At 57.4% G+C, this 19,036-nt stretch carries 15 protein-coding genes, 3 rRNA genes and 1 pseudogene; 4 read left to right on the plus strand and 15 right to left on the minus strand.

Annotated features, from left to right (window positions below; all coding sequences use genetic code 11):
- Positions 1 to 61 precede the first annotated feature (61 nt).
- Positions 62 to 1,048 carry a membrane protein insertase YidC gene (gene yidC / locus ACKFR8_RS08355; RefSeq protein WP_408929758.1) on the plus strand — a complete coding sequence of 329 codons (987 nt, stop codon included), beginning with the start codon at positions 62 to 64 and terminating at the stop codon, positions 1,046 to 1,048.
- On the opposite strand, the gene ACKFR8_RS08360 is transcribed toward yidC, so the two are convergent.
- The 4 genes from ACKFR8_RS08360 to ACKFR8_RS08375 all read right to left on the minus strand — a co-directional run bounded on the left by ACKFR8_RS08360 (position 1,005) and on the right by ACKFR8_RS08375 (position 3,163).
- Positions 1,005 to 1,613: a TetR/AcrR family transcriptional regulator gene (locus ACKFR8_RS08360; protein WP_296134724.1), complete on the minus strand. Its 609-nt coding sequence runs from the start codon at positions 1,611 to 1,613 to the stop codon at positions 1,005 to 1,007. The genes yidC and ACKFR8_RS08360 overlap by 44 nt on opposite strands.
- Before the next feature lie 69 nt (positions 1,614 to 1,682).
- Entirely contained in the window at positions 1,683 to 1,943 is a 261-nt protein-coding gene (locus tag ACKFR8_RS08365) for a GlsB/YeaQ/YmgE family stress response membrane protein (protein WP_296134722.1), read from the minus strand.
- A gap of 135 nt (positions 1,944 to 2,078) precedes the next feature.
- The gene (locus ACKFR8_RS08370; RefSeq protein WP_408929759.1) at positions 2,079 to 2,975 is read right to left on the minus strand and encodes a universal stress protein; all 897 of its coding nucleotides are present in this window, start codon (positions 2,973 to 2,975) and stop codon (positions 2,079 to 2,081) included.
- 41 nt (positions 2,976 to 3,016) lie between these two features.
- Complete coding sequence (locus ACKFR8_RS08375) at positions 3,017 to 3,163, minus strand: hypothetical protein (protein ID WP_168165583.1); 147 nt, start codon at positions 3,161 to 3,163, stop codon at positions 3,017 to 3,019.
- Here ACKFR8_RS08375 and ACKFR8_RS08380 point away from each other — a divergent pair.
- Entirely contained in the window at positions 3,099 to 4,151 is a 1,053-nt protein-coding gene (locus ACKFR8_RS08380) for a pseudouridine synthase (RefSeq protein ID WP_408929760.1), read from the plus strand. The two genes, ACKFR8_RS08375 and ACKFR8_RS08380, sit on opposite strands and share 65 nt — an antisense overlap.
- A gap of 293 nt (positions 4,152 to 4,444) precedes the next feature.
- Here the strand turns inward: ACKFR8_RS08380 and ACKFR8_RS08385 are convergent, their stop codons facing one another.
- The 9 genes from ACKFR8_RS08385 to ACKFR8_RS08425 form a co-directional block, all read right to left on the minus strand.
- The gene (locus ACKFR8_RS08385) at positions 4,445 to 5,902 is read right to left on the minus strand and encodes an integrase core domain-containing protein (RefSeq protein ID WP_408929761.1); all 1,458 of its coding nucleotides are present in this window, start codon (positions 5,900 to 5,902) and stop codon (positions 4,445 to 4,447) included.
- Between the two features lie 467 nt (positions 5,903 to 6,369).
- Positions 6,370 to 7,041, minus strand: a complete 672-nt coding sequence (locus ACKFR8_RS08390; protein ID WP_408929762.1) for a restriction endonuclease — start codon at positions 7,039 to 7,041, stop codon at positions 6,370 to 6,372.
- Positions 7,042 to 7,070: 29 nt separating this feature from the next.
- A complete protein-coding gene (locus ACKFR8_RS08395; protein ID WP_408929763.1) occupies positions 7,071 to 7,541 on the minus strand; it encodes a hypothetical protein in 471 nt (156 codons plus the stop codon).
- 201 nt (positions 7,542 to 7,742) lie between these two features.
- Positions 7,743 to 7,860: ribosomal RNA gene (gene rrf, locus ACKFR8_RS08400) — 5S ribosomal RNA — on the minus strand.
- 125 nt (positions 7,861 to 7,985) lie between these two features.
- Positions 7,986 to 11,058, minus strand: a 23S ribosomal RNA gene (locus ACKFR8_RS08405).
- Between the two features lie 498 nt (positions 11,059 to 11,556).
- A 16S ribosomal RNA gene (locus ACKFR8_RS08410) occupies positions 11,557 to 13,075 on the minus strand.
- Together the 16S, 23S and 5S rRNA genes form the textbook arrangement of a ribosomal RNA operon.
- A gap of 596 nt (positions 13,076 to 13,671) precedes the next feature.
- Complete coding sequence (locus ACKFR8_RS08415; RefSeq protein ID WP_306508153.1) at positions 13,672 to 14,658, minus strand: hypothetical protein; 987 nt, start codon at positions 14,656 to 14,658, stop codon at positions 13,672 to 13,674.
- A complete protein-coding gene (locus tag ACKFR8_RS08420; protein WP_408929764.1) occupies positions 14,655 to 15,458 on the minus strand; it encodes an ATP-binding cassette domain-containing protein in 804 nt (267 codons plus the stop codon). Before ACKFR8_RS08420 ends, ACKFR8_RS08415 begins: the two co-directional genes overlap by 4 nt.
- Positions 15,455 to 15,829 carry a GntR family transcriptional regulator gene (locus ACKFR8_RS08425; RefSeq protein WP_296134339.1) on the minus strand — a complete coding sequence of 125 codons (375 nt, stop codon included), beginning with the start codon at positions 15,827 to 15,829 and terminating at the stop codon, positions 15,455 to 15,457. Before ACKFR8_RS08425 ends, ACKFR8_RS08420 begins: the two co-directional genes overlap by 4 nt.
- 226 nt (positions 15,830 to 16,055) lie before the next feature.
- Between ACKFR8_RS08425 and ACKFR8_RS08430 the strand changes: the two genes are divergently transcribed.
- Positions 16,056 to 17,339, plus strand: a complete 1,284-nt coding sequence (locus ACKFR8_RS08430; protein ID WP_408929765.1) for an NYN domain-containing protein — start codon at positions 16,056 to 16,058, stop codon at positions 17,337 to 17,339.
- A gap of 98 nt (positions 17,340 to 17,437) precedes the next feature.
- On the opposite strand, the gene ACKFR8_RS08435 is transcribed toward ACKFR8_RS08430, so the two are convergent.
- Both ACKFR8_RS08435 and trxA read right to left on the minus strand, forming a co-directional pair.
- Positions 17,438 to 18,193: a PspA/IM30 family protein gene (locus ACKFR8_RS08435; RefSeq protein WP_408929766.1), complete on the minus strand. Its 756-nt coding sequence runs from the start codon at positions 18,191 to 18,193 to the stop codon at positions 17,438 to 17,440.
- A 116-nt stretch (positions 18,194 to 18,309) separates the two neighbouring features.
- A pseudogene (trxA, locus tag ACKFR8_RS08440) lies at positions 18,310 to 18,682 on the minus strand (thioredoxin).
- 146 nt (positions 18,683 to 18,828) lie between these two features.
- Here trxA and ACKFR8_RS08445 point away from each other — a divergent pair.
- Complete coding sequence (locus ACKFR8_RS08445; RefSeq protein ID WP_296134345.1) at positions 18,829 to 19,029, plus strand: heavy-metal-associated domain-containing protein; 201 nt, start codon at positions 18,829 to 18,831, stop codon at positions 19,027 to 19,029.
- Positions 19,030 to 19,036: the final 7 nt, after the last annotated feature.

Genomic DNA, 19,036 nt, shown 5'->3' on the forward strand with positions numbered 1-19,036 from the left:
ACTACCCTAATCCCTGTAACGTGTAAGTGCCCCATCCAGGACCGATAGGAGATGCCCCACCATGCTCGAAGTATTCATGTATCCGGTCTCCGGCATCATGAAGCTGTGGCACCTTCTCTTTGGCTCCTTCCTGGACGGTTCCGCAGCGTGGATTCTCACCATCGTCTTCCTCGTGCTCACCGTGCGCGCCATCATCGCGCCGCTGAACTGGATGTCCGTCAAGCAAGGCCGCATCGGCGCCCTCATGCGTCCCGAAATGACTGAGCTCAACGCCGAGCTGCGCCACGCCTCCACGGTGGACGAGGCCGTCTCCGTGCTGCGCCAGCAGCGCGATCTAAAAAAGCGCTTCCACCACAACCCTGCGCTGGGCTGCTTCCCCGTCTTTATTGTCATCCCGGCCTTTATGGGCCTGTACCAGGTGGTGCTCAACGTCTCGGGCTCCGCGAACGAGCCGGTGGGGATGCTCACGCTTGCCGACGTCTCCTCCTTCCGCGCCTCCACCGTCTTCGGTGTTCCGCTCACGGACTTTGCCCGCGAACACCACGACTTGGTGCTGCCGATGCTGGTGGCGGCGATCGTGTTTACCTCCCTCAACACGCTAGTCACGCTCTACCGCGGCTATCTCACCACGCAGTTCGATCAGAAGATTCCCCGGCGCCTGCTGTGGTTCATGGCACTCTCCGTGCTCATCATCCCCTGGATGCTCTGGAACGTGGCCTGGCACGGCCCCATTCCGGTTACCATCATCCTGTACTGGGGATGTTCCTACCTGTTCACGCTGCTACAAACGCTGACCTTTGAGACCATTTTGCGCCGTCACTACCCGCTGCCCGAGGTGATTCATGAGCAGCGCAAGGACAGCATTCGCCGCTGGCGCACCAAGGAACGCAAGCGCCGCAAGGCAGAGCAGAAGGCCGAGTGGAAGGAGAACCCGCAGGCCAAAGCGGAGGCCAAGGAGGCTGCACAGCGCCACTCAGCGCTCGTGGAGGAGGCGAAGAAGGTGCTTAAATCGAGTAATCAGCAGGAGGGGCCGACAGCAACTGAATAGCCAGCTGCTTGGCCGCAACCAGCGGGGCGATCTCGCGGGTCAGGCGGGCACCTGCCATACCGCCGTCTAAAAAGATGAGCAGCTCGCTGGCCTGCTGCTCGGAGGGGTAGCCGTTCTTGGCATTGAGCAGGGCGGTGATAGTGGAATGCATCCACGTGCGGTGCTCGACGCATGCTGCCACGATGCCGCGCTCGGCGTCGGTCTCCGGGCGCGGGTACTCGCCCGCCGCGTTCAGGAAGTGGGAGCCGCGGAACTCCATACCGGGCTGCTCTTCAATGGCTTTGTCAAAGAAGGCGAGGATCTTCGCTTCCGCGTCGGTGGAGTCCTTGGTGCGCTCCTGCCAATCAGCGCGGTACTGCTCATCCAGCGCCTCCACGTACGCGATAACAAGCGCATCCTTAGATCCGAACAGAGAATACAGCGACGCCTTAGCCACATCGGCCTCACGCAGAATGCGGTCGATGCCGATAACGCGGATACCTTCGGTGGTAAAAAGACGCGTAGCAGAATCCAGCAGGCGGCTGCGCGGGCTGGGGCGGTTGCGGCGCGACTTCTTCTCTGCCATTACTTTCTCCTCACATGACAAAACCGGTTCATCTACACAATATAGACAAACCGGTATGTATGCGAAATCTTACTTCTTGCGGCCGGTAATCGCGCCGACGATCCACAGCAGGATGCAGGCGCCCACGGTCGCGGTGATGATCATGAGGAACCAGCTATCACCCACCGACTTGTTGAAGATGGCGAGGATACCTCCACCAATCAGGCCGCCGATGACACCGACGATCAGGTTGGTGAGCAGGCCCTGATCACGCTTCATGATCTTTTCAGCGAGCCAGCCGGCGATGATACCGACGACAATTGAACCGAAGAATCCAAGACCGAGTCCCATTGCGGCACTCCCTTTCTTTATGTTTGTTGCCTTCATCAACCACTGTACACATAAAACCCAGAAAACGATTCGGTCGCAGCAACTTCACAGCGTACTGCGCCCGAATCGTTATTCTTGCTTTATGAGTTCGCTACACTACTCGGAGTCGGGGCGGACCACCATCATCGGGCACGGCGCGGACTGCAGCAGCGCGCGGGAGGTGGAACCCAACAGCATTCCCTTGAAACCGCCGCGGCCGTGGGAGCCGACGACCAGGAGCTGGGCGCCCTCGGACGCGTCAGTCAACGCGCGCACCGGGCGGTCGCGGGCGATGATCTTCTTCACCGGCACGTCCGGGAACTCCTGCTGGTGCTCGGCCAAGCGCTCCGTGAGCAGCTCCGCCTGCTCCTTCTCCACCTCAGCCCACTCCGCCTGGGCGGCGGACAGGCCAGCCAGAGAAGCCTGGACCTGCATGTCCATCCAGGTGTGAACCGCGATGAGCTCGGCGCCGCGAGCTTCCGCTTCCTTGAACGCGTAGGCGGTAGCCTTCTGGGAGACCTCGGAACCGTCGACACCAACGACAACCGGACCGTACTTCGTGGAATCGGTCACTTGGTTGTCCTCGCGAACAACCACGACCGGGCAGGATGCGTGGGAGACCACAGAGGCGGAGACCGAGCCCATCACCATGCCGGACAGGCCACCCATACCGCGGGAGCCCATGACAATCATGGTGACGTCCTGGGACATCTCCAGCAGCATGTCAATCGGGGAACCCTCCGCCACGGTGTGACCAATCTTGAGCTCCGGGGCCACCTTGTGGGCCTCAGCGCGCGCGGCCTCGATCTTCTCCAAGGTTTCTGCCTGAAGGTCCTCAAAGAGCTCCTTCGGCGGGACCATGCCCTCGGCGTAGAGGAACTGCGGCATCGTGTAGCTCGATGCGATACGAAGCGGAATCCCGCGCTTCATTGCAGTGTTAGCAGCCCAACGGACGGCGTTTTTCGACGCTTCCGAACCATCAACGGCTACGACGACAATGTCTTCCTTGGCCATGACCTTATCCTTTCGACGTGCTTACATCTCCAGTCTAATACCTATAGGCCGGCCTGTGGGGTGGTAGCAGCATCCGCATTAGCGGGGAAGAGGACGTTGTACAGGGTCACCGCAATGTCACGAATGACCGCACCGATACCATTGGAAAAGAAGTCAATGACGGGCGCGAGAATAGAGTTAAAATCCATGGGAGAAAGATTAGCCAAAAAACGGCGTGGCGCAACCCCACTTCCCATCCGCGATGGGCTAAACCCCACCCACGCACGCGTCCCCGAAGGCCCCATCACCGCGTGGGACTTCGTCCGCGAACTCATCCTCACCCAACGCCACCGGCACCCCGAGGACGACGACGCCGCCCTGCGCTCTCGTTTCGCTGCGGGCGAGGTGGTCCTCCAAGACGGAACCTCCCTGACCCCAGACAGCATTCTGGCCCCTAACGCCACCATCTACTTTTATCGGATCCCCGCGCCGGAGACCCCCGTCCCCTACGACATCCCAATCCTCTATGAGGACGAGCACCTCCTAGTCGTCGACAAGCCGCCGTTCATGGCTACAATGCCGCGCGCCCGTCACATCACGGAAACCGCCACGGTGCGACTGCGCCGCGCCACCGGCAACAACGAGCTCTCCCCCGCGCACCGCCTCGACCGCCTCACCTCTGGCATCCTCGTCTTCACCAAGGACCGCTCAGTTCGCGGCGCCTACCAGACGTTGTTCGCGCAGCGCCGAGTGTCCAAGACGTACGAAGCCATCGCCGCGCTTTCCGACGTCTCACCGGGCACCCTCTGGCGCTCCCGCATGGAGAAGACCCCGGGGGAGCTCCAAGGGCGCATTGTCGCGGGCGAGCCCAACGCCGTGACGGAGGTAGCCGCCGTGGAGCCAATCGACAAGGCACCGTACGAAGCCCTCCACGGACCGCTTCCGACATTGGCAAGATACACGCTCAAGCCGCACACCGGTAAGACGCATCAGCTACGCCTCCACATGCTTCAGGCAGGAATACCCATTATTGGGGACCCCATTTACCCCACCATCCTCCCCGCAGAAGCCGAGGACATGCGGATTCCCATGCACCTGACGGCTACACACATTTCCTTTGTCGATCCCTTGTCGGGAGTAACCCGGGAATTCACCTCACAACTACCGCTTGAAACCCATTATTTATTAAACCCTTAATATTCCGAACCGAATTGTTTTCAGCTCCCTGACACTTCTAAAATGGCATCTGAGGCAATCATCACACCAATCGAAACACTAAGATAGGCGCGCTATGAATCAAGTGTGAAAACCAACGGCCCACCTACTGCTGGAGCGGACATCGAAAGCACAAGAGAAAAGGCAGTCAACCCCAACTTCTGGCCAAACTCATAACTAGGCCTGTTATGTCCATAGGGTTTTTGGACATGGAGTCCGGTGTCTTCTTGGACACGGAATCCATGGAGTTCTTGGACACTTCTAGCGGTTTATGGTTATGGCCTGCGTTTCGGCCGGGGTTTGGATAGTTTCGGGTTCATCCGCGGTGGTTGGCGATGTTTCATTCCTTCAACGAGGTTGATGTTGATCTGGCCACCTGGTGGCCTGTGGCTCAACGTGATTGGCAGCGGCACGCTGAAGAGGAATTCACCGTCATGGGCCGTGTAAAACTCCGCAACGTTATCGGCTGTGACCGTGGAGTAGAGCCTGCGGTTTTTAAACCTCAGACCAATGTAGAGACCGAAGCCGCACACGCGTACAACGCCATCTTTGCTCACGCAGAGCTGGTCTGGGATGCCCCAATGGTTTGTTGAATTTGTCGTCGGCACCGTTAGTGTGGGGGTATCGGTGGAAGGTATGCCCTGCTGAGCTGCCATGTCATCGGTGCTGGCCTCGTGTGAAGTTGCCGCTTCCACGGGGCCGTTTAGCATTTCGGGTACAGCGTGTGGATTGTGAGCCTGGTTGTAGGCGACTACGCGGGCCCAGACCTGCTCAGGATCGAGTGGATGCGTAGGCGACGGTGCCTTGGGGAAGGTATCGAAAGCCTGGCGTGGTGTGATGTGCATTTTGCCGACCAGCAGTGATTGATGCCGTCGTCGCTCGTTGTACACCTGGCGATATTCAGCCAGATAGGCGTTGACCTCAGCAAGGCTAACTGGGTGGCGTGCATCGAGGAACTGGGTCAACGTGCGGTGAGAGCGCTCGTCTTTTCCCTGGGTTGTCGGGGCGAAACCAGCAATAGCAAGAACGCCTTGGCTGGCGAGCCAAGTTTCAGTAGCAGAGAGAAAACCACGGTGATAGGTGGCAAACGCATCGCCATTGTCGGAAAGGATTTCTTGGGGCTTGCCGTAGGCGGCGAACGCTGCGGCCAGCACAGCGCGCGCATCAGTACCGTTTTCTGGCAGAGCGAACGCTGTGGTTCCGACATCGAACCTGCTGGCATCATCGATAACCTGGTAAATCGTGACATGTGTGTGGGCGTGGTCAAAGAGGCGATAGACCAGTCCATCGATCTGCCAGAGTTCACCGACGAGAGCGCGGGCGAAGCGCTTATAGGAGCTGCGTGGCCGTTTGCGGGCGTTGGCATCAACGAATCCCAGCTCATGAAGCCACGAGGCGATTGTAGAACGCGACGGTGTGGAATCTGGACCTACAGTGTCGAACAAGAAGTAGTAGATCGACCAAGGCCCATAATCCAAGCCTTGCTCCATCAACTCCTGCCTGGCGTGGACGACTGCGATTTTGTCGGCCTCGTGGAATTTCTTAATCGGATTCTTCGGGGCAGTCGAATCCGGCACAATGCCTGCCCGACCCTTCTGCGCTATCCGGCTTTTGATGTTGTGGTACGTCTGCCGCGAGATTCCCAATTCTTTGCAAAACTGTGTGACCGTCTTGCCGTCACGAACGGGATCGAAATCTGCGACCTTTCTACGCTTATGCAATGGAATAGCCATCCGGCTATTCCACCGCCGCAAACGTCCAAAAAGCCACTAGACATCCCGTCCAAAAACATCCTGGACTCCGTGTCCAAAATGTCGCTAGACATCACAACTCATAACTAGGCCCACGCTAAGGCAGGGTAATTAGCGCAACGGCGCTCCAAACTATCCGCAACAGGGGGGCAATTCACTAACGATGAATCAGCGCTGAAGACGCAGTGGTTGATGATCTATAATATTAAAGACAACTGAGCTGCCAAGGGGCAAAGAAGGGCAAACGAGTCTCAGCGACAACCGCCAGACTTATGGAAGGAGCCCGAGTTGCCAGCTGGAAACAAGCCAGCAACCAAATGGCCGTGGCCTACCCCGACCACTTCGATAAGTACCTATAAAACTAGCCCCACACAGAAGCAACTTGACAAACTCATTTGGGATGTACCCCAAACATCATCACCGTCTCCATCCTCCCGCTCCATTTCTCATTATCTGAGTCCATGATCGGCAACTAGTGCGGGATGGGCTGCTAGTAAAGACTCCAACCGACTATGCGGCCAGAGCTCAATATTTGGGGCAACACCTTTTTCGTTGTGCTTTTCGGACCATTCGACCGCATCTAATGTAAAGGTCCCTGAGGTGGCAAAAACTAAAACTCGAACGATCGGCGGGGAAATTAGAGCCATATTTGCCACGTTGGTTGATATTTCTGACACACCTATTGATTTAGTCTTCCAGTGCTTAGCTTGGACGACCACCCGCTCAGTTCTTACACCCCCCGCTCCATCGTGAATAACGCGCTCACATGAGAGATCTCGACCCCTATCGGCTGCACGAGTGCGCTGTAACCATTGCACGTTCTGATGGTTTTCCAGGCTCCGGAGTAGGTCAAAAAGAAGCCGTTCGAAGCCTGCCTCATTGAGATGATCCCACGGCAACGCACTTGTCGCCGTTCCGGTCAACTTTCCAGTCGCAGCGAAACCTAGGTCCACATCCGGCACAGGCAGGGGATCGACACCTGTTAGTCCAGCAGCTAAAACATCTGATTTAACGCTAGGCCAGTCCATCTCTTGAATATCATACCAATCATGGCCCTGCCCAAAGTTTAGGTGGCGGTTTAAGTCTCCCCATCTGACGCTTTGTCGAGAAGTGTCCCCCATTAGCCGCTCGACCTCACAAAACGAGTCCGCTAAACGGTCCCGAACTTCCCCTGATAAGAGACCTCACTGGAATCTCGCTCCACGTCTTCCAACAACAACGAGAGGTCTGATTCAATCGAGACAACAAGCTGCTCAAGACGGTCACGCACTGCCATCCTTCGCGACCTATTAAGTTTGTAGCGATACTCTGCCAGATCTTTAGCCGGCTTTTCAATAGCAGCCCAAACCGCCAAAGGGGGCTCACCGAGTTCCGCATATCCCCAAAGCGCCTGTCCTAGCGCAACGATATCCGGCAGCTCATCGACAATAGTCCACCCCTCTATTGGAGGAAGCCCAGGTAACAAATCTTCCCACGCACGCCGCAAGTCTTCATACTCAGGATCAGTACTGACTGCAGGCCCTTGTGGCATAAAAGTCTTCGCCCGTTCCCACACATCATCGAGCTTCTTGAGATTAGCTAAACTTCGATCAAATATTGTTAGCAGTTCAGTTAAGTCCATATATTCAAGTTTGCCACGATATGATCCCTCGCGTCAGAAAACAAGTTTCCACAAATGACGTTTCGTTTACCTCAGATTCAACGAGGACTCATTTTGCAATTCTTCTCGCGCGGGTAAAACCCAAAAAGGGGACCGTTGAAGTGGTGGTGCTTCAACGGTCCCCTTTTTCGGTGTTGTATTGAGTTATTGTGTGTTGTTTGGTGTCGGCGGTTTCTTACTCTCCCACAACCTCCCGGTTGCAGTACCATCAGCGCGGGCAGGCTTAGCTTCCGGGTTCGGAATGGGTCCGGGCGTTTCCCTGCTGCTATTGGCCACCGACAAACTTCCAGGGCATTTTTCTGGCCGTGGGTGTTGTGTCAGATACTGTGTAGTGGACGCGAACACGGGCAGTGTGTGATTCACAATCGTGTTTGTGTTGTTAACACTTCCCTCTTGGGGGTAAGTGTGTGTTTGTTTTGGTCTATTAGTACCAGTCGCCTAAACACCTTGCGGTGCGTACAGTTCTGGCCTATCAACCCCATCGTCTTTGGGGGACCTTATAATGAAACCTCATCTTAAAACAGGCTTCCCGCTTAGATGCTTTCAGCGGTTATCCCTTCCGTACGTAGCCAACCAGCGATGCCCCTGGCGGAACAACTGGCACACTAGAGGTACGTCCGTCCCGGTCCTCTCGTACTAGGGACAGCCTTCTTCAAGTTTCAACGCGCGCGGCGGATAGAGACCGAACTGTCTCACGACGTTCTGAACCCAGCTCGCGTGCCGCTTTAATGGGCGAACAGCCCAACCCTTGGGACCTACTCCAGCCCCAGGATGCGACGAGCCGACATCGAGGTGCCAAACCATCCCGTCGATATGGACTCTTGGGGAAGATCAGCCTGTTATCCCCGGGGTACCTTTTATCCGTTGAGCGACACCACATCCACAAGTAGGTGCCGGATCACTAGTCCCGACTTTCGTCCCTGTTCGACATGTCTGTCTCACAGTCAAGCTCCCTTGTGCACTTACACTCGCCACCTGATTGCCAACCAGGCTGAGGGAACCTTTGGGCGCCTCCGTTACATTTTGGGAGGCAACCGCCCCAGTTAAACTACCCACCAGGCACTGTCCCCAACCCAGATCATGGGCCAAGGTTAGATGCTCAATCCGATCAGAGTGGTATTTCAACAACGACTCCACACACACTAGCGTGCATGCTTCGAAGTCTCCCACCTATCCTACACAAACCGAACCAAACACCAATACCAAGCTATAGTGAAGGTCCCGGGGTCTTTTCGTCCTGCCGCGCGTAACGAGCATCTTTACTCGTAGTGCAATTTCACCGGGCCTGTGGTTGAGACAGCAGGGAAGTCGTTACGCCATTCGTGCAGGTCGGAACTTACCCGACAAGGAATTTCGCTACCTTAGGATGGTTATAGTTACCACCGCCGTTTACTGGGGCTTAAATTCTCAGCTTCGCCACCAAAAGGTGACTAACCGGTCCTCTTAACCTTCCAGCACCGGGCAGGCGTCAGTCCATATACATCAACTTAACGTCTTCGCATGGACCTGTGTTTTTGATAAACAGTCGCTTCCCTCTATTCTCTGCGACCCCACAACCCCAAAGCACTCGCAAAAAGTGCCGAAGTCGTGTGGTCCCCCTTCTCCCGAAGTTACGGGGGCATTTTGCCGAGTTCCTTAACCACAGTTCACCCGAACGCCTTAGTATTTTCAACCTGACTACCTGTGTCGGTTTCGGGTACGGGCCATACATCCACATCGCTAGAGGCTTTTCTCGACAGTACTAGATCACCAACTTCACCCTCTATCGGGCTACGCATCACGCCTCAGGCTACACGGTATGCGGATTTACCTACACACCACCTCACACGCTTACACCAACAATCCACTAAGCGGCATGGCTACTACACTGTGTCACCCCATCACTTGAACCACACATCAGGCCCCACGACATCAACAACCAACGTGTTCAAAGAACACATCAGTCGTATCCGCGGTGGTTAGTATCAGTGCTTTATCATGGGCGCGGACATACGGGTACCAGAATATCAACTGGTTATCCATCGACTACGCCTGTCGGCCTCGCCTTAGGTCCCGACTCACCCTGGGAAGACGAACTTGACCCAGGAACCCTTAGTCATCCGGCGGGAAGGATTCTCACCTTCCAATTCGTTACTCATGCCTGCATTCTCACTCGCACACACTCCACGCCCCCTCACGGTAACGCTTCAACACATGCACGACGCTCCCCTACCCAAACAAAAATGTTTGCCGCGGCTTCGGCGGTGTGCTTGAGCCCCACTACATTGTCGGCGCAGGACCACTCGACCAGTGAGCTATTACGCACTCTTTCAAGGATGGCTGCTTCTAAGCCAACCTCCTGGCTGTCTTCGCGATCCCACATCCTTTTCCACTTAGCACACCCTTAGGGGCCTTAACCGGCGATCTGGGCTGTTTCCCTCTCGACTATGAAGCTTATCCCCCACAGTCTCACTGCCGCACAACACAATTGATGGCATTCGGAGTTTGGCTGACATTGCTAAGATTGTAGTCCCGCTCAACCAACCAGTAGCTCTACCTCCACCAAGCTAATGCGACGCTGCACCTAAATGCATTTCGGGGAGAACCAGCTATCACGGAGTTTGATTGGCCTTTCACCCCTACCCACAGCTCATCCCCGCAGTTTTCAACCTACGTGGGTTCGCGCCTCCACAACCTCTTACAGCTGCTTCACACTGGCCATGGGTAGATCACCCCGCTTCGGGTCCAGGACATGCCACTCAACACCCCATTAGGATTCGGTTTCCCTACGGCTACCCCACACGGGTTAACCTCGCGACATGCCGCTGACTCGCAGGCTCATTCTTCAAAAGGCACGCCATCACACTAAAAAAAGTGCTCTGACGGATTGTAAGCACACGGTTTCAGGAACTATTTCACTCCCCTCCCGGGGTACTTTTCACCATTCCCTCACGGTACTAATACACTATCGGTCACACTGAGTATTTAGGCTTACCGGGTGGTCCCGGCAGATTCACAGCAGATTCCACGAGCCCGCTGCTACTCGGGCAACCCAACAACTTAAATGCTGAAGTCTTCAACTACGGGACTATCACCCTCTTTGGCAGGCGTTTCCACACCACTTCACCTAACAACAACACACAAGCACGATGATGGTAGTCACCGCACGTTGGGGCCCACAACACCGCACACACAACCCCTACCAAGTATCACATGCACACGGTTTAGCCTCATCCACGTTCGTTCGCCACTACTAGCAGAATCATATTTATTTTCTCTTCCTACGGGTACTGAGATGTTTCACTTCCCCGCGTAAACCCCCACAACAGCTATGAATTCACTGAAGGGTAACACCCCATAACAGGTGCCAGGTTTCCCCATTCGGACATCCTCGGATCAACGCTCAATTGACAACTCCCCGAGGCTTAACGCAGCCTTTCACGTCCTTCATCGGCTCAGCATGCCAAGGCATCCACCATGCGCCCTAAATAACGAACACACAACCAACACAAACAACAACCACACAAACAGTGCGTCATCATTCATGCCGGCGTGAACTACACAAAACACAAAAGAACAGAAATCACACAAACCACACACCCACCACAACAACCAACCAACAAAGGCCAGCCACCAATGGTGATAACAGCATGCAGTTTAATGCTCGCGTCCACTATACAGTTCTCACACAACACCCCACACAGGCCAACAACCACCAATCACAAAGTGGTCATTACATCCGTGTGGGTTACAACCAGGGGATAATGCCCCAGACACCCAACAATGCACCAAGTACTCTAAACAAAGGCGTTGATTGGCAATTAATCAATTGATTGCTTCTGGTTAAGGCGTATCTCCACCCGATTAAACAAAAGTGGCAGCAGAACAATCGCCTACTCAACCACCACACAACCACCACAACAACAACAAAAAAGAAGAGTGAAGATAGTGATGATTGCTTCAAGCACCAACTGGTGCGAAAAATAATGCTCCTTAGAAAGGAGGTGATCCACCCGCACCTTCCGGTACGGGTACCTTGTTACGACTTCGTCCCAATCGCCGATCCCACCTTAGACAGCTCCCTAAACGAGTTTGAGCCACTGGCTTCGGGTGTTACCAACTTTCATGACGTGACGGGCGGTGTGTACAAGGCCCGGGAACGTATTCACCGCAGCATTGCTGATCTGCGATTACTAGCGACTCCGACTTCATGGGGTCGAGTTGCAGACCCCAATCCGAACTAAGGCCGGCTTTCAGCGATTCGCTCCACCTCACAGTGTCGCTGCGCGTTGTACCGACCATTGTAGCATGTGTGAAGCCCTGGACATAAGGGGCATGATGATTTGACGTCATCCCCACCTTCCTCCGAGTTAACCCCGGCAGTCTCTCATGAGTCCCCAACCAAAATGCTGGCAACATAAGACAAGGGTTGCGCTCGTTGCGGGACTTAACCCAACATCTCACGACACGAGCTGACGACAACCATGCACCACCTGTACACCAACCACAAGGGAAACTACATCTCTGCAGCGATCTGGTGTATGTCAAGCCCAGGTAAGGTTCTTCGCGTTGCATCGAATTAATCCACATGCTCCGCCGCTTGTGCGGGCCCCCGTCAATTCCTTTGAGTTTTAGCCTTGCGGCCGTACTCCCCAGGCGGGGCGCTTAATGCGTTAGCTACGGCACAGAAGACGTGGAAGCCCCCTACACCTAGCGCCCACCGTTTACGGCATGGACTACCAGGGTATCTAATCCTGTTCGCTACCCATGCTTTCGCTCCTCAGCGTCAGTTACTGCCCAGAGACCTGCCTTCGCCATCGGTGTTCCTCCTGATATCTGCGCATTTCACCGCTACACCAGGAATTCCAGTCTCCCCTACAGCACTCAAGTTATGCCCGTATCGCCTGCACGCCCGGAGTTAAGCCCCGGAATTTCACAGACGACGCGACAAACCACCTACGAGCTCTTTACGCCCAGTAATTCCGGACAACGCTCGCACCCTACGTATTACCGCGGCTGCTGGCACGTAGTTAGCCGGTGCTTCTTATACAGGTACCGTCACAAAAAGCTTCGTCCCTGTCGAAAGGAGTTTACAACCCGAAGGCCGTCATCCCCCACGCGGCGTCGCTGCATCAGGCTTCCGCCCATTGTGCAATATTCCCCACTGCTGCCTCCCGTAGGAGTCTGGGCCGTATCTCAGTCCCAATGTGGCCGTACACCCTCTCAGGCCGGCTACCCGTCGACGCCTTGGTAGGCCATTACCCCACCAACAAGCTGATAGGCCGCGAGCTCATCTTGCACCGAAAAACTTTCCAACCACCACACTAAAGGCGGCTACTATCCGGTATTAGACCCAGTTTCCCAAGCTTATCCCAGAGTACAAGGCAGATCACCCACGTGTTACTCACCCGTTCGCCACTCGAGTACCCCTGCAAGCAGGAGCCTTTCCGTTCGACTTGCATGTGTTAAGCACGCCGCCAGCGTTCGTCCTGAGCCAGGATCAAACTCTCCACAAAAAGGCCGTGAAAAGCCCAAACCTAACAAAAAGAACAAACCAAACCGCATAATGCGAACGCATCACGCACACACCACACGGACTGGCAAATCCAAAAATTACATAAAGAAAAAATCCAACCAACCCCCAACCCGACGGGGCACAAAAAAGGAGGCTGGCCTAGTTAGAAGATTTTCAATCTACGCCCAAACAACTTATGTTATTTACAATGACGCCGCTTGAAAAAAGCGCCATCCGGCATACACCAACCATGCTGCACATCCAGCACAACACAGCCAGAACAATCAAAAACCAACCAACACAAAAAAGTACATTGGCACACTATTGAGTTCTCACACATCATCACCACACAGTCATACAGACCATCAGTAGATGGAACGCAGTACTGCGAGTAAAGAAAATATTTGTTGTCAGGGCCTGTTTTCCTACCGCCACTCTCCAAGAACCTCAGTTCCTGTGGGGCGCTGTCGGTCGCGCTGACTCACATAAAGTTACACACGCACTTGAAAAAACACAAATATGCACCTCAACCAAGGTTTTTAGACCTTCGTTGAGGTGCCTTAAATCGCTACTTTTCGCGCTTTCTTGCGCCGACGTCTATTTGACGCCGAACCAGCCCATAACCCCCGGACTGAAGACGTCGACGCGCTTCGCCATCCGGCGATAGGCCGCGCCCCAGGCGAGGTAGATCACGGCCATTCCCGCGAGCATCCATCCCTTCGTCACGCCGGGAGTGAGGAGCCACGCACTGGACGCGGCGGCGATGATTCCCACCAGCGCCACCGTGTAAAACCACGTGCGCTTATCGGTAATGGCCAGGCTCAAGAGCCACGCTGTCGACGCAAGCCAGATGATGGTGGCTCCGACGAACTCGCCGCTCCAGGCAAGGGCTACCAGGTCGGCCAGGAGAGCCAGCGCCACCGGGATGGCCGTACACAGCAGTGTGGCCGTGGCCCAAGATTCCCGCGGCAACCCAAAGGTCACCGCGTCTTTCAGCGAGCTGCGCACTACGTCCAGCACCAATGGCACAACGGTCAAGGTGACAATGACACCCGCGATGCCTATGCCTTTATCCCACAGCTTGCTCACCGCGAAGGTTATCGCCGTTGCGATAACTACACCCATCGCAACCCACATCCACGCGCGAGCTTGAGGGCGCACCACAATCTGGGAGACCGGGGAGGCGGAGAACCATCCCGTTGAGGAATCGCCCTCGCTGCCGTCGATGAGCGAGCGCGTGTCCAGGCGCGAAGGCTCGAAGCGCCGCACCATACACAGCACCCACACCGCTGCGGGAGCGATGAGGACCCACCACGGAAATCCCCAGGGTGCGCTGACAAGCATGAGCAGGAACGCCAGCGAGGCATTGATCCGCCGATGCCCGTTCCAGACGCGCGTACTGAGCCCAAAGGTTAGGTAGCGCGAGAAGTCAGGCTGGACCAGGTAGAGCTGGAACGCCATAAAGAGTGAATACCCGATGGCCCATCCTTGCCCACGGTCTATTCCAAGCAGCGGCAAGACGACGATCCATAGGGCAAAGAAGAAGCTGATCCAGCTCAGCGCCATATGCCTATAGAGCTTCATCGCGTCTCCCCCAATGCTAGGACTGCCTGCTCGAGGGATACCTCGGTGGCGCGCAACCCCATTTCCTGGGCCATGTCGAAGACGTTGGCGGTGTGGTTGGGGCGGGCGTCGACAAGCGCGCGGTCTGCCACGGCGGAAGTTTCGCGCTCGAGCACCGGGAGTTGGAGGCGCCCCAGGGCCCGGTCGAGGGCCTCGGCGGGACCGGTGAGCTGGACGACGCCCTCAATGAACTCATCGATGGGGCCGGACAGAGGGTTCTCCCCCATCAGGGCCACGGTATCGAGCAAACCAGACAGTTCGTTGAGGTGATGGGTGGAGACAATGATGGTGCGCCCATGCTCCTCACGCAGGACGTCGTAGAAGACCTCGCGCTTGGCGGCGTCGAGGCCGAGATAGGGTTCATCGAGAAGCATGTAGGGCACTCCCGAGGCCACCGCAACGATGAAGCTCGCCGCCGACTTCTGTCCGCGGGATAGGCCCGAGTAGTTCTTCATGGGCAGCTCGAAGCGCTCCACCAGCTCCTCTGCGCGGTTCTGATCCCAGGACGGCCAGCGCAGGCCTGCCACAGTGAAGACCTTCTTCACATTCCAGCCCTCCGGCAGGGGGTTATCAATGCCCATGAGCACGATCTTGCCCAGTACTTTTTCATTGTCGTAGGGCGCCTCGCCGTCGACAGTGATGCCGGAGCCATCAAGCTGGCCAGCAATCTTGCGCAGCAAGGTGGTTTTGCCAATGCCGTTGGGGCCGACGAGGCCGTGCGTCAGGCCGTCGTCGAAGGTGAAGTGCGGGGTCACGATCATGAGTAGAGTCCTCGGCTTTCTGCGACTAGGTCTATGAGGTCATGGAGTTCCTGGCGGGTGTAGCCCAGGTGCACGGCTTCGTCGATAAGCGGCGCGGCGTACTCGGCCGCGAAATCGTGGCGGCGCCGTGCCCGGATCAGCTCGGCGGCACCAGAGGTGACGAACATGCCGATGCCGCGGCGTTTTTCCAGGATTCCCAGGTCCACGAGGAGGGTCAGGCCCTTGCGGGCGGTGGCGGGGTTGATGTTGTGGAAGGCGGCGAGCTCGTTGGTGGACGGCGCTTGGGCCCCTTCCGCGAGGGTGCCGTCAATCACGGCGTCCTCAATGAGCACTGCTATTTGGCGGAAGAGCGGTTGTGCGGAATTGTCCATGCACGCTCCCTGGTTGGTTGGTTACTCATGTAACTAACCATATAACCAGGCCCATATCCCCCGCAAGGGCTCCGCCCGAAAGGTCCGCGAACTGGGATTTTTCCAAAGGTTATCGACGTTTTGTGGCCAATGGGGCACACTGGATAACACCGGCCCTAGGCTGGGGACCTCACAGAAGTGACCAAAGAAAAATTAGTTAGAAACAATAGAACGGAATTTAGGAGCCATGCTTGAACGAACACTTGTCTTCGTTGACACCTCATACCTACTTGCAAGTTTCTATAACTCTTGGGAGACGGGTGCGCGAGCGCAGCTAGAAATCGATTTGCCCGAGGTCGTTAGCTCCCTCGGCTGCATGATTGAGAACCAAATTGGCAACCGGATCCACCGTCAGTACTGGTACGACGGCATCCCCGATACCGGCCCGCACCGCTACCAGCGCGCGCTGCGCGTGTGCGACGGCGTACAGCTGCGCACCGGCCAGCTCATTGAGTGGGGCGAGCGCCGCACGCAGAAGGCCGTGGACACGCGCCTCGTTGCGGACATGATTGTCTCCGCCATGCAGGGCCAAGTCACTGACTTCGTGCTGGTCTCCGGCGATGCCGACATGATCCCCGGCGTCCAGGAGGCCGTGAACAACGGCGTGCGCGTCCACCTCTACGGCTTTGGCTGGGACTCCATGTCCTCCGCCCTGCGCCACGCGTGCGATTCCACCACCATCCTCGATCCGCGCGAGGACTTCGCCGACGCCATGGAGCTCGAGGTCCTGGAGGGCCCGCTGCCGCCGACTATTCGTGAGCCCCGCGCTGAGGGCGCCGAGACCCCCGAAGCCACAGAGGGCCCAGGGAACCCAGAAACCCCACAGAACCCAGAGCACACAGACGCCTCAGGTGACGGCGCTGAGACCGCGGGTGAGGCGACCAACGCAGCGCTTGGCGACGCTTCCGGGGACACCGACTGCACCGAGCCCACCGAGGCGCAGGCCGCCTTCCCGTCCGCGCCCAAGCCGGGACCGGCCACCCCGTCCGCTGCTGCGCCCGCCGCTCCCGATGCCGCGACTGCCGCCGGCCCCAATGAGGCCGTGGAGCCCGCCGGTCAGGAGAGCGCTCCCGCGGCCCCGAAGCCCGGCGCGCCCGCGCCCAAGCCCGCCGCCCCGAAACCTGCGGCGCCGAAGCCCTCCATGATGGCCCCGCGCCGCAAGCTGCGCTCGAAGTACGTGCCGCTACCGGAAGAGGTGTGGACCTCCGCCGGCTTCCAGTCCCCGTTTGATGTGGGCCAGCAGTACGCATCGTGGTGGTTTGACAACGCCGCAAGCTCCGACCAGCGCGACCAGGCGCACCTGCTCTCCGGCGGCGGACTGCCCCCGGAGATCGACCGCCCGCTCCTGCAGTTCGCGTGCGAGACGCTGCACGAGTACACGCTGACTGAGACCCAGCGCGTCAACCTGCGCGATGGCTTCCACTCCGGTATCCGCGGCGTGCTCATTAACGTCCGCCGCCAAGACGGCTAGCTCTTTCCCCTAAAACACGTCGAGGGACCTTCCGCGCGCCTTACTCCCGCGCTGTGGAAGGTCCCTTCGTGCTCCGTGCTAGGTGCTCCGTGCGGGAACTACTTGTCGTCCTCGCCGGCCTCCAGCTCCTTGCTCTTGGCTTCCCCGGCCATCTCGGCACGAATCTCATCCAAGCGAGAGGTTGCGCGCATGTCGTGGCCGGCGGCCGCGATCTCCTGGATGCGGTCCCCGCCGGAGGCCTGATGCAGCTCCTGTGCGCCGAGGGCATCCGCGTAGCGCTTTTCAATCTTCGCGCGCACCGAGTCCATCGTCGGCGTGGAGTCATCCGGCTTGAGCTCGTTCATCGAGTCCATAGCCTCGGCGTTCTTCTCCTGCATCGCCGCCTGGTCCGCCTGCGCCCGCAGCTGATCCACCTGGGCCAGCTGTTCCTTAAGGCGGGCCTCGGACTGCTGCTGCTGCGCCTTGGCCTGCTCGGCGGCCTGGCTGGCGGCCTGGTACTGGCTCTTGACGCCCTCCAGCTCGTTTTCTACCGCGACGAGCTGGCTGGCCACGACCTCGGCGGCCTTGGTGTACTCGGACGCCTCCTGCGGATCCTTAGCGGCATCCGCCATCTCTAGGGCGCGGCGCGTCTGGTCCTGGTAGTCCTTCTGGGAGGTGACCAGACGGTTGAGCTGCATCTCCAACTGCGTCTTGCGGCCGATGATCTCAGCGGCGTGCTCAGAAATCTGCCGGTGCTGCTCCTTCGCGGCGTCAACGGCCTGCTGGATCTGCACCTTCGGGTCGGCGTTCTCGTCGATCTTCTGATCGAAAGAGGCCATCACGTACTTCCAGCCCTTGCTGAACGGATTTGCCATCGCCTTACTCTCCTTAGAACGTGGTCACTATAAAAATGCGCTTTCCTGCGAGTGTAGCGATACTCGCAGGAAAGCGCGCGAAGTGCGGGAAGGCCGCGGAAGGAAACCGAGGAAGACTAAGCCTCGCCGCCCTTCTGCTCCTCCACCTGGGCGCGAACCTCATCCATGTTGAGGTCCTTGACCTGAGAAATCAGAATCCTCCAGTGCTGCCGGCGGCATGGTTCCGGCCTGACGGAAGACCAGGATGCCATCGCGGAAGACCATGAGGGTCGGGATGGACTGAATCTGCAGCTTCACCGCGAGGTCCTGGTTGGCCTCGGTGTCGAGCTTGGCAAAGGTGGCATCCGGGTGCTCCTCGGAGGCCTTCTCAAAGACCGGGCCGAAGCGCTTGCACGGGCCGCACCACTCCGCCCAGGCGTCGACAAGCGTAATGCCCTCTCCGGTAACGGTTGCCTCGAAGGTTGCCTCAGTGATGTCGATGGTTGCCATGACTATCTCTCCCTTATCGCAATGACGTTGATTAGTAGGTTCGTTCTCACTCAACGGTACATGAGGCTGGATTATTCCTTGCCGGTATACCCCTAGGGGGTATATCATGGTCCGTGGAACACTTCCTACCAGAAAGGGGTCCTCTCATGGCCACCAAGAACTACACCGTCACCGGAATGACCTGCGGGCACTGCGAGATGTCCGTGAAGGAAGAAATCGGCGAGATTGCCGGCGTCACCGACGTCACCGCTGATCACGCCACCGGCGCTGTCACCGTCACCGGTGAGGGCTTTAGTGACGCGCAGGTCGCCGCCGCTGTCGACGAGGCCGGCTACCAGCTGGCCTAAGCACATC

Origin of the sequence: Corynebacterium axilliensis (assembly GCF_046097495.1) — a bacterium.
GTDB lineage: Bacteria > Actinomycetota > Actinomycetes > Mycobacteriales > Mycobacteriaceae > Corynebacterium.